The sequence below is a fragment of the Corynebacterium sp. TAE3-ERU16 genome, assembly GCF_019209935.1.
GTDB classification, from domain to species: Bacteria; Actinomycetota; Actinomycetes; order Mycobacteriales; family Mycobacteriaceae; genus Corynebacterium; species Corynebacterium antarcticum.
The window spans coordinates 141,368-153,060 of record NZ_JAHUTN010000003.1 but is presented as its reverse complement, the minus strand read 5'-3'; the positions used below and the strand labels follow the sequence as shown (position 1 = coordinate 153,060).

Genomic DNA, 11,693 nt, shown 5'->3' with positions numbered 1-11,693 from the left:
GGAAGAAAATCCTCATGCGGGCGGCAGGATTGGCGTGCCACCGGTTTCTGTTGACTACACCGATGTCTCGGCGTTCAGCGAGTGTGGGCTCCTTGGTCCGGTGGTTTACCACAGTCCCTCCGGATCTGGACTGGCGACTGGGTTAATGAGCCGCCCTTCCCGTACATCGAACTCCTCGTCGCGTTCGACCCTTTCAAAAGCGACACCCGAAAGGTGTTCGCGGTTGAGGCATACCCGCTCGACAGTTTCTTCATAGAAATAGGCGTGGCCGATATTGGCGACGATTTCTGGCTTGGTTTCGTGGAAGCGGTTGACGATTCTGCGCACCATCTCCCACATCTCGTGGGGAGGGATGCCTAGTTCGTCGTAGGCGATTTCTGCCAGAAATCGGACCTGGCCGGCGAATATCGAGGAGAAGAAGGCCTGGACCATGAGGTGTGGGGGCCATTTTAGAACGTGGCTCGCTACGGGTTCGCGCAGCTTTTCGTGTGCGGCGAATTTCCCACCGTTAGCTGCTTCTACGAGATCGACCCCCTGGGCAAAGTCCTTGATGAGCATGCGTTTGGGCGACCACGTATCGTCTAGAACAAGAATGAGATTCTGGGAGTGTGGGCAGAAAGCCACGCCGTAGGCATAGTACCAGTACAGAAGCGGTTCCAGGATGATTGTCCAGAGCCGTTCGAACCACTTCCTTGGGTCGACTCCGGACCGGGAGATGATCTCTGCCACGGCACTGTGACCGTCATCGATCAGTGGCAGCAAGGCCATCGAAACCGCGTGTTCGCTGCTGGTGATGAAATTCCGAACATTTGGCCGCCACAAGGCTCCGAGTGTTTCGTAGAACCGGTACGGTAAGTCGTCAATAGCGGCTAGAGTGGGGTGGCGAACTGATACAGACGCAATCTCACCGATCAACCCCAGCGGGTACGTTGTTCCGAGTTTGTCATCGGCTTCGTCGACGGACAGTATCCACCGTGTCAGTTCGGGTGCGGTTTCGGTGGTGTCCATGTCGAGCCCCCGATAGACGAGGGTGTTTCGGACCGAGCACGCCGTCTTTAGATCCGATCGTCCGGGGCTACTCACATTCGCCAGCGTCCGTACGGTCTGATGTGGCAGATAACAGTCTCCGATTTCACCGAGGTCGACGACTTCACCGACGGCGAGATGGTGTGCGTACCAACCCGTGATCACAGAATCCCATTGCCAAGGATGCACCGGCACGAAAACGTAGTCACCGGCATCTGTGCCCGCTGGCAGTCTAGGAATCATAAGCTCCCAAGCCCCATCTCCGATCTCCCCACGCAGGAATTGCTCCTGGTTCATGCCAGAAGTGTGCGAGAAGCGGGCAAACTGGCTGCTCACCGCAATCCACCGCAATTGAAAAGGCCTGTGGGTCTCCGGTGAGTATTCGGCGCGTGCTTTATCCCCGAATCCCACCCGTCCTTTGTTGATGACGATTCGGGGATGGCCGGGCAAGTAACCATCGGCGGTGTCGTAGTCCATGTCTACAACGGCGGAAACCGTCGGTGGGTTGGATAGACGCTGCGCCTCCGCAATGAGGGTATTGTTCAGCTCGGCGAGTATGTCTGCGAAGCGGGCACCGTCCACTGATAGTGCAGGTCTCAAATCTATGCACAGCTGGTGGCTGGTTGGCGGCTGTGCATTGCCCGCGTCATCGATTCTCACAACCGATTCGTTGCGAATCGTCCATCCGCCGCAGGCGGTCGGCCGACCGTCAAAGGCGTAACGGGCTTCACCGATAGCTGCCTGGTAACGGGACACACCGGGTCCAGAGAATGCAGGTTGTTCGTCGGTTAGGGATACTGGTATCACGCCTTCAAGGGAGAGTTCCGCGATGAATTTGGCGCAGAGTTGGATATCTGCCCGGCGCCAACCATCAGCGGTGTACGTGCTGAGCATTGTCGGTTCCTCTCTTCGTTACGAGTGAATGTGGAATTTTGATGGTCAGACTCGCCCGTCACCGGACAACTCGAAGGAGATGAAAGCACCTCCGCGGTTGCTTCCACTGATGTCGCCACCGGTGATGTCGGTGATTATGCGTAACGAACGCCATGCCGTCAGTCCGAGGTCGGGTGTGCCGACGCCGTGGGTGGAGTGTTCGACGTTGTGGGTGTAAATGTTCCCTGTCACTTCTGTACTGAGACGCAACCGGTGGTGGCTATCGACTCGTGGCGCACCAACCGAATCCGTGGAGAATTCAATTCCGAACAACAACTCAGAAAAATTCCGTGGACGGTAACCGGTCGCGGCGATAACGAAGTCGGCGTCAAAAGCCGCTGACACTCGGGGATCGTCGTTGTCCCGTGCCCAAATCTGGATCGAACCATCGTGGAAGTCAACCTCGGTGACGGTTGTTGCCGGATGAATGTGGACGTCCGGGCTGTCGCAGACACTGCGTCGGTATAGTTCATCGAAGATATTACTAATGGTTAAGTCGCTGATGGCCTTGTACAACTGCCACTGTTCGGCGAAGAGCCTGTGGCGGGCGGATTCCGGAAGGGTCTGAAAGTAGGCCATGTATTCGGGTGTGAAGTGCTCAAGCCCGAGTTTGGAGTGTTCCATTGGGGCGATAGCCGGGCTGCGAGTGAGCCACGTGAGCCGTTCATTGCCGGCGGGCCGCCTGCGTAGCTGGTCCAGGAATACCTCGGCACCGGACTGTCCGGATCCGACTACACAGACGTGTTTGGCTGCCGAGATCTCATCCACCCGTGTGAGGTAGTCACCTGAGTGGCAGATATGGCGCTCAAGATTCCCGGTATTGCTTGCGGCGCGTTCGCTAAATGGCAGAGTGATTGTTGGTTCTGTGCCCACCCCAAGCACGACGTGAGATGCGTGGACCGTGGTGCAGTCGCCGGCATAGGAGTACTCCACGGTGAACCCACCACCTGGGGCTGGGCTGATACGTGTTACTTCGGCGCCGAAGCGGAGATTCGAGAGTTGCCGTGTGACCCACTGGCAGTAGTCCACATACTCCCGGCGTGTTGGGTAGATGTCCTCGTGGAAGTAGAAATGGAAAAGACGGGAGTGGGAGTGGAGATACGATAGGAACGATAGCTCATGCGCTGGTTCCGCGAGACTGACGAGGTCAGCCAGGAACGGTACCTGCATCTTCGCATTGTCAATCATCATTCCGGGATGCCAGTCGAAGCCGGGGTTCCGGTCCAGAAAAAGCGAGTTCACACCATGGCTGTCGCACAGGGCAGCAGTGGAAAGATTGAACGGCCCCACCCCGACGCCGACGAGATCGAAGTGCTTCATTATAATTCTCCAGGGAGTCGCGCCCAAGCTTCCGCAACGGTATCCAGGAGTGCGGACAGCTGGGCTCTCGTGGTTAGTGGATTGAGGACGGTTGCCTTCAGCCAGCAATCACCGCGCGGTGAACTGGGTGGGGCAGCCCGTCCGAGGATGACGGAACCGTCAGCCGCGAGACGCCGGCGCAACTCCGCTACACGTCGGGAGTGGTCCTCCGACGGAGTGGATTCGGATCGGTGTGGCCGGAAGGCAACTGTCGTAATGCCGGGACCCGTTCCGGCAACGTCGAATCGCTCATCGTCACCGACGAGAGTATGGAATTGGTTCGCCGTATCCACACAGGTGTCAACCAATTCACCGAGTCCATCCCGTCCGGTTTCCGCCAAACATGTCAGGACACGGACGGCGTCGGCGCGCCGGGAGGTCCTGATCGATCTTCCGAGCATGTCGGGTACTCCGTGCTCGGTGTCGTCCACCGCGTTGAGATAGTCGGCCGTTAAGTGGAGGGGCTTGACGGTTTCTCTATCGGCGAAGCTTGCCAGCCCAGAACCAATCGGTTGCCATCCGAGCTTATGCAGGTCGAAAGCAGTGCTGTCGAAAAGTTCGTGACCGTACAGGCGGTGCTGGTGAGTGCCACTGAATAGCAGCGCACCCCCGTAAGCAGCATCGAGATGGAGCCAGGCGCCCACCTCGCGCGCGGCACTCGCTATCTCCGGTAGCTCGTCAATTGCTCCGAAGTTGGTAGTTCCCGCCGTCGCGTTTACTACAGCAGGCCCACTGACACTGCGTAGTACATCTGCGACAGCGTTGCCGGTAAGTCTGCCATCAGTTGTCGGAATGACGACAGGTTTTTCAAACCCCAGCATCCAAGCTGCGCGCGTGACGCTGTGGTGGGCATTGTCACCGCACACCAACACCGGTGACTGACTGAAACTCTCCCGGGCTGCGAGCATCGACACCAAAGTCGATTCCGTCGCACCCCCAGTGAAAAGAGTATCGGCCTTTTTGCGGTTCGGGTACGTGATACTGGATAGGATCTCCGCTGCGACCAGCTCGATGATGCTCGCTGCTGGAGCTTGATCCCAGGAATCCATGGAGTGGTTCAATGTGCTGATCACCAGGTCGGATGCTGCGGCCACCGCGGTGGGCGCACAATGTAGATGAGCCGTGCAGGTGGGAGCTGCAGGGTTGACGGAACCGGCTGCGGCAGCACCGAGCACGGACTCCATAGCGCGTTGCCTGCCTATTCCGTAACCGTCGGTGATTCCCCTCAATGTGGTCCTCAGCCGGCGGTCATGCTCTCTTGGAGAGCCCGCCGGCGCAGCACCCTTGACTGCAGAATCGACGATGCGGAGCGATTGACCTACGGCCTCCTTCAATGCTGGGCCCCTCGCGAAGTTGAATGCTTCGTTACTCATTAGCATTCACTCCCTGTCGGCCAGCTGGGCTCTGGGCACTGGCCGCAATCGCTAAACGACTGCTCAAGGATCGACCCGGCCAGATCGAAGTCCGCGTCTGTGGTGTTCAACGGTGGCAGACGCCGGACGATTTCACCGTTACGGCCACCGGTTTCCAGCATGAGGCCGGCCGTAAACGCGGAGTCTCGGACCCGTCCGGCGCGTTCGCCAGTCCCCGCATTGATCCCGAGCATCAACCCGCGACCCCGGACATCGGCCGCGAGTCCACGTTCTACCAGTCTGCTCAGTCGGTCCTTGAACTGGGAGCCTGTTGCCGCAGCCCGTGAAACAAGTTGGTCTTCCTCGATAACCCGCAGTGTGGCAGCCCCAGCAGCCATCGCCAACGTGGTTCCACGGAAGGTACCCGTGTGAGCTCCGGGGGGCCAGGTATCAAGCCGTTCCGCATAAGCGATGACAGCAAGAGGTAGGCTCCCGCCGAGGGCCTTGGACATCACCAGAATGTCAGGGACCACGTCGGCATACTCGCTCGCCCACATGTTCCCGCTGTGCCCGACACCGCATTGAATTTCATCGGCGATGACGATGATCGAGCGTTGTGTGGCGAACTCGTACAAGGCAGTGTAAAACCCGTCCGGAGCGACGTTAACGCCACCCTCTCCCTGGATCGGCTCGATGATCACCGCTGCCGGTAGCTCTATGCCACTTTTGGGATCATCCACGAGATCAGAAACGGTCTTAAGTACCTCCTGCCCGTTGGTTTCGTTGCAGGAGAACGGCATTCGGACGACCGGCTGTGATTCCACCGGAACACCGGTGCGCATGCCAGGGGAAGCGGACACCCCGGCGGCTCCCGCAGACATACCGTGGTAGGCACCGGTGAAGGCTATCACTGTGCTGCGTCCGGTCACGCGTCGGGCAAGCTTCAGAGCCGCCTCGACGGCATCTGTACCCGAGGGGCTTCAGAAGTGCAGCTTTCCATTCTGTCCGAGGTCACCGGGGAGGGCGGACCGCAACTGTTCTATGAAGGTGCTTTTTTCGGGTGTGAAAAAGTCGAGGGTGTGTAGTGGAGCGCCACGGTCGAGTGTGGCGCGCAGGGCAGCAGTAACTTCGGGATGGTTGTGTCCGAGGGCGAGTGTTCCAGCTCCCGCCAGGAAGTCGAGGTATCGGCGCCCATCGGTGGCAGTAACCCAGCTGCCTTGGGCGGTGTCGATCACCATCGGCAGCACCCTGGGGTAATAACGTGCGGCTGATTCGGTAAGTTCTTGTGTTTTTAGATCCGTTTGCTGGTGCATTTTGTGATTACCTTCCGTGTGGGGTATGGCGGTTTATCGTTTGGTGGCAGCACCCTGGCTGTAACATCAAGGGGCAAAACCACCGGTAGATCGGTATCGGGGTCGATGAAGACCCGGGCACGGAGCCCGAAGGTGGACTCAAGCAGGCCTGCTGTGAAGATCTCATGGGTTTCTCCCTGCGCAACGAGCCTCCCGTCCCTCATGGCGATGAGACGGTCGGAAAAGCGTGCGGCGAGGGCAAGATCGTGAAGGACCACCACAACCGTGGTCCCCGTGGCGGATAGTTCCCTGATTAGACGCAGCACCTGCATTTGGTGCACTAGGTCCAGGTGTGATGTCGGTTCATCGAGAAGCAGGATGTCAGGCTGTTGAGCGAGTACCATCGCGAGCCATGCACGCTGTCTCTGCCCTCCTGACAGGTGATTTACGGCGACGTCACCGAGGTCTTCTAGTCGGGTGCGGGCCAGTGCTTCCGATACGGCATCACGGTCGGCGGACGTGGGGCCGCTGAAGAATCCACGGTGCGGGTGGCGGCCCCGTCCAACCAGGTCCCGAACCGTGATTTCATCGGGGGCGATAGGGGACTGGGGCAAGATTGCGAGCGTGCGGGCGACTTCCCGGGTGGGAATCAAGTGTATCGGCCGACCGTCGAGAAGTGCCGAGCCAGAAACCGGGGTGAGTAGACGGCCCAGTCCCTTGAGCAAGGTGGACTTTCCGCAGCCATTTGGGCCTATGATTCCGGTGACGACACCGTCTTCGATGGCGGAATCGAACCTATCGACGATCGGTTCCGCGCCGTAGCCGAGAGTAAGGTGTGACGTTGTTAGACGGTGGGTCACAGTCGATTGTCCTTCCGTGAGTCAGCGATCAGGTAGATCAGTAGCGGAGCACCTAGGGCAGCAGTTACTACGCCAACGGGAACAGTGACGTCACCGCCTGCGACGCGACCGATCCAGTCGGCCCACAGGGTGATGGCGGTGCCGGTGAGAGCCGCCCCGAACAATGGCGGACTTTCGAGGCGCCACAGTCGCTTCGCGATTTGTGGTGCACCGAGAGCGACAAAAGAAATGGGTCCTGCAGCGGCTGTGGCGGTGGCCGCGAGTATGACGCATGCGCCCACTGCGACCACTCGTTCTGTGGTGAGCCGGGCACCGAGCCCCACGGCAACGTCCGCACCGAGGGCGTGAACACGCAGCGGCCGGGCGAGCACTCCCGCGGTAGGCAGCCCGATTACTAGCGCAACGGCCACTGGAGCTGATGTCAGCCAGTTACTTCCGTTCAGCGATCCTGTGAGCCAGACGATCGCACGTCCGGCATCGACAATGGATGCCTTGATCAGTAGCCAAGACGTTACCGATGCGAGCATGGCCTGTATACCGACTCCGATGAGGAGGAGTTTGATGATCTCGCGACCACGGGCCAGAACTCCGACGCAAATGACTGTGGCGAGGGCTCCTGCAAGTGCCGCCAGTGGTAGTCCGATGTGGGCCAACATTCCGGAGGCACCGCCGTATTCACCGCCCAGGACGATGACGGTCACAGCCGCGGTGCCCGCGCCGGTGGTAATACCGAGCACATCGGGGCTGGCCAACGGGTTACGAGAAATCGATTGCAGCAGCGCCCCTGATAGTCCAAGTGCAGTTCCGATGACTGCGGCGGCCGCTATACGCGGCACACGTAGCTCTCGGACGATCAGAGTTGTTGGGCCGTCTGCCGTTCCGAACAAACCGCCGATGGCGTCGCCGAGAGTCATTGGGGTTTGGCCGACAGTGATACCCAGAATGCCCGCGACCGCGACTAAGAGCAGGAGCAGCAGGGGAGCTCCACAGGACGTGATCGCTCGTGGCATCGGTCTCTGAGAAATTGATGGCGTCATCGGCTATCGGTCCCCTGATCACGATGGCGGACCATGTATATGAAGAAGGGGGCTCCGACGATGGCGGCGGTAATACCGACGGCGATTTCGCTCGGCCGCATCACCACACGACCGAGGATGTCGGCGCCGAGGAGTAGGGCGACTCCAAGGGTTCCCGCAATCGGTAGCGTCCAACGCCAGTCCGAGCGGGCCACCCTTCGTCCGATTGCGCCACACATCAGACCGATAAAACCGATTGGGCCGGCCGCTGCCACTGCGGCACCGGTGAGAACAGCGATGGCGGCCAGGCCGATGATACGCGCCCTGACAGGCCGTGCTCCCAACCCGCCCGCAACCTCGTCACCTAGTGCCAGTGCATTCAGATCCGGGGCATTGAAAGCCGCTAGAGTGAGTCCAACCAGGATGATGGGAATGACTGGCAAAATTATGTCCCAGGACCGTCCAGAAATCGCCCCAACGGTCCAAAACCTGTACGTATCTAGGGCTTGTTGGTTGTGTAGCAGCATTGCTGTCGTGGCGGCGGTGAAACCCGCATGGACGGCGACACCGCCGAGTACGAGCGTTAGGGAGGACATGCCGGAGGCGATTTGTGTGCCAATGAGTGTGACGAGGGCTGTGGCGGCAGTTGCTCCGATCAACCCACAAACCACCTGGCCTGCGACGGTGTCGATACCGGCGATAAATATGCCGCCGGCAACGAAGAATCCGGCACCCGCGCTGATGCCGAGCAACACCGGATCCGCAACGGGGTTCCGGGTGTGGCCCTGTATGAGGGCCCCCGCGGTACCCAGTGCTATACCTACACACATCCCGAGCACAGTCCGGGGAAAGCGCAGATCGGTGACGACAATGGAGCTGACGGAATGGCTGTCTCGGAAGACATCCAGCCATCCTTCGATGCCGAGTTCACGGTTACCGATAAAGAGGCTACATGCGGAAATCAAAACGCACAGAACGACTAGGAGGGCCAAAACCCTCCCAGGTTTTTCCCGTTTGGTGACAGAAGTTCCGTAGAGGCTTGCGGGATACATAGAAAGCAAGGTAAGCATTACCTTGTATCTGGTGTCAAGGCTAGGAGAGAAACTTGATTGCTCAACATTTTCGCCCCCTGGATCGATTGGCTGCAGTCGTAGCCACTGTGCTTCTTGCGGGAGGTCTCTGCCTCACCGCGTGCGGTGATTCCGGTGACGACACCGCGAGTGGCGACGTGGCCACTAACACCGCTGTCGAGGAGATCAACAATGGCGGGAATGCAGACGACGCGTCGGGTTATCCGAAGACGATTGAGCACGCAATGGGTGAAACGGTACTCGATTCGCAGCCGCAGACCGTGGTGGCGCTTGACCGAGGTGTTCTCGACACTTCCATCGCGGTAGGTCTCCAAGTGATTGGTTTTACCGAAATTGCCGGCAGTGACGGGATTCCTGACTACTTTGGTGAAGATGGCGACGTCTACGCCAAAAATGCTGAACTGGTTGGCACATTGAGCGAACCTAACTTAGAGAGAATCGCTACTTTGAAGCCAGATCTCATCTTGTCGGCGAAGGTCCGCCACGAGGAGCTTTATCCGCAGCTGTCGAAGATTGCACCTACAGTTTTCACTGAAAAAACGGGTGGGACTTGGAAGGAAAACCTCGAGTTGACCGGTAGGGCCACTGACCGTGTTGAGGAGGCTAAGGAAAAACTTGATGAATACGAGGCGCGCGCGGAGCGCATAGGTGATCGAGTCCGCGAGAAACTCGGTGGGAATCCCACCGTTTCCGTCGTACGGTTTGTTGACGGTCCCACCCGAATTTATAAGGAAGACACCTACATTGGTGTCATAATGAATGACCTCGGTTTTGAAAAAACCGAGACAAGCGCTGGAACCGGGTTCAATATCGAGATTTCGGAAGAGCAAATTGACCTGATGGATGCAGACCACATTTTCATCACCACTTATGCTGATGAGGACGGTCTGAGCGAGAGCATCAAGGAAGACTTCAAGGCCAACCCTCTGTGGGAGAAACTCGACGGTGAGATTCATGAGGAACAGGATGGAATCTGGATGAGTGCTGTCGGACTCTACGGGGCGAACGCTGTCCTGGATGACGTCGCGAACGCCTTCGGTGTCGAGGCGTCTTAGGTGAACGGATAAAAAATCTCTGCTGAATTGACCAGAGGTGTAAGCTCCACCACTACCGGGAATCCCGGTAGTGGGTGTCTCATTTTGCAGGTTTTCCCGGAAACGGGTGGCCGCGGGGCATAGTGTGTGCGCACGGATGGTAGGGCCGCGCGTTACACTGTTCTCCATGACTGCTCCGGTAAATGATCTGATGGATTTCGATGAGGTACTCACGCACTTCGACCCGGTGATGGGGCTCGAGGTGCACGTCGAGCTGGCGACCGAGACCAAGATGTTCTCGGCGTCCTCCGCGAACTTCGGTTCCGCCCCGAACTCGAACGTCGATCCCGTAAGCCTCGGGCTGCCGGGGGCACTGCCGGTCGTCAACGCCAGGGGCGTCGAGTGGGCGATCAAGATCGGCCTCGCCCTCAACTGTTCGATCGCGGAGTCCTCCCGCTTCGCCCGGAAGAACTACTTCTACCCGGACCAGCCGAAGAACTACCAGATCTCCCAGTACGACGAGCCCATCGCGTACGACGGTTACCTCGACGTCATCCTCGACGACGGAACCACCTGGCGCGTCGACATCGAGCGCGCCCACATGGAGGAGGACACCGGAAAGCTCACCCACCTCGGTGGTGCGGAGGGCCGCATCCAGGGCGCCACGTCCTCGCTGGTGGACTGCAACCGTGCCGGCGTTCCTCTCATCGAGATCGTGACCAAGCCGATCGAGGGGGCCGGCGAACGTGCCCCGGAGGTCGCCCGCGCCTACGTCAGCGCGCTCCGCGATCTGGTCAAGGCACTCGGTGTGTCGGATGCCCGCATGGACCAGGGTTCCATGCGCGTCGACTCGAACCTCTCCCTCCGGCCCATCGGTCAGACCGAGTTCGGTACCCGCACCGAGACCAAGAACATCAACTCCCTGAAGTCCGTCGAACAGGCCGTGCGCTACGAGATGCAGCGCCAGGCGCGCGTCATCACCGACGGTGGCTCCATCCGCCAGGAGACCCGGCACTACCACGAGACGGATGGATCGACGACGGCCGGCCGCATCAAGGAGACCGCCGAGGAGTACCGCTACTTCAACGACCCGGACCTCCCGCCGGTGATCGCCCCGCGCGAGTGGGTCGAGGAGATCCGGGCGACCCTGCCCGAGCTGCCCTGGGTGCGCAAGGCCCGGATCCGCGAGGAATGGAACCTCTCCGACGCGGAGATGCGCGACCTCGTCAACGCCGGCGCACTCGATCTCATCATCGCCACCGTCGAGGAGGGCGCGACCCCCGCGGAAGCGCGCTCCTGGTGGGTGTCCTACCTCACCCAGAAGGCCAACGAGTCGGGCGCCGAGCTGGAGCAGCTCGACATCACCCCGGCACAGGTCGCCCATGTCGCCGCCCTGGTCAGGGAGGGGAAGCTGACCAACAAGCTCGCCCGCCGGGCAGTCGACGGCGTTCTCGCCGGTGAGGGCGACGTCGATGAGGTCGTCGCCGCGCGTGGCCTCGAGGTCGTCCGCGACGACGGAGCCATCGAGAAGGCCGTCGACGAGGCGCTCGCCGCCAATCCGGACATCGTGGAGAAGATCCGGGGTGGCAACGCCAAGGCCGGTGGTGCCATCGTCGGCGCGGTCATGAAGGCGACCCGCGGCAAGGCCGACCCGGCCCTGGTGAATAAGCTCATCGCGGAGAAGTGCCGCTGATCCCGCGCTGACCGCGGGGACTGCCGGTGGTGCGGCG

General features: G+C 59.9%; 8 protein-coding genes and 1 pseudogene. 2 read left to right on the top strand and 7 right to left on the bottom strand.

Annotated features, from left to right (window positions below):
* Positions 1-105 precede the first annotated feature (105 nt).
* From KRX55_RS04565 to KRX55_RS04530, 7 genes and pseudogenes are all read right to left on the bottom strand, one after another.
* On the bottom strand, positions 106-1,920 hold the full coding sequence (locus KRX55_RS04565) for an IucA/IucC family protein (RefSeq protein WP_218406614.1): 1,815 nt from the start codon (positions 1,918-1,920) through the stop codon (positions 106-108).
* Positions 1,921-1,965: 45 nt separating this feature from the next.
* Positions 1,966-3,279 (bottom strand): lysine N(6)-hydroxylase/L-ornithine N(5)-oxygenase family protein, encoded by a 1,314-nt coding sequence (locus tag KRX55_RS04560; RefSeq protein WP_218406613.1) that lies wholly within the window; start codon positions 3,277-3,279, stop codon positions 1,966-1,968.
* The gene (locus KRX55_RS04555; protein WP_255567574.1) at positions 3,279-4,502 is read right to left on the bottom strand and encodes a pyridoxal phosphate-dependent decarboxylase family protein; all 1,224 of its coding nucleotides are present in this window, start codon (positions 4,500-4,502) and stop codon (positions 3,279-3,281) included. The genes KRX55_RS04560 and KRX55_RS04555 overlap by 1 nt, the downstream gene beginning before the upstream one ends.
* Before the next feature lie 188 nt (positions 4,503-4,690).
* Positions 4,691-5,908 (bottom strand): annotated as a pseudogene (locus KRX55_RS04550) (aspartate aminotransferase family protein).
* A 53-nt stretch (positions 5,909-5,961) separates the two neighbouring features.
* Entirely contained in the window at positions 5,962-6,822 is an 861-nt protein-coding gene (locus KRX55_RS04540) for an ABC transporter ATP-binding protein (RefSeq protein WP_218406610.1), read from the bottom strand.
* Complete coding sequence (locus KRX55_RS04535; protein WP_218406609.1) at positions 6,819-7,832, bottom strand: FecCD family ABC transporter permease; 1,014 nt, start codon at positions 7,830-7,832, stop codon at positions 6,819-6,821. Before KRX55_RS04535 ends, KRX55_RS04540 begins: the two co-directional genes overlap by 4 nt.
* Positions 7,833-7,855: 23 nt before the next feature.
* The gene (locus tag KRX55_RS04530; RefSeq protein WP_218406608.1) at positions 7,856-8,890 is read right to left on the bottom strand and encodes a FecCD family ABC transporter permease; all 1,035 of its coding nucleotides are present in this window, start codon (positions 8,888-8,890) and stop codon (positions 7,856-7,858) included.
* A gap of 86 nt (positions 8,891-8,976) precedes the next feature.
* Between KRX55_RS04530 and KRX55_RS04525 the strand changes: the two genes are divergently transcribed.
* Entirely contained in the window at positions 8,977-9,984 is a 1,008-nt protein-coding gene (locus KRX55_RS04525) for an ABC transporter substrate-binding protein (RefSeq protein WP_218406607.1), read from the top strand.
* Between the two features lie 166 nt (positions 9,985-10,150).
* Entirely contained in the window at positions 10,151-11,656 is a 1,506-nt protein-coding gene (gatB, locus tag KRX55_RS04520) for an Asp-tRNA(Asn)/Glu-tRNA(Gln) amidotransferase subunit GatB (protein ID WP_218406606.1), read from the top strand.
* Positions 11,657-11,693: the final 37 nt, after the last annotated feature.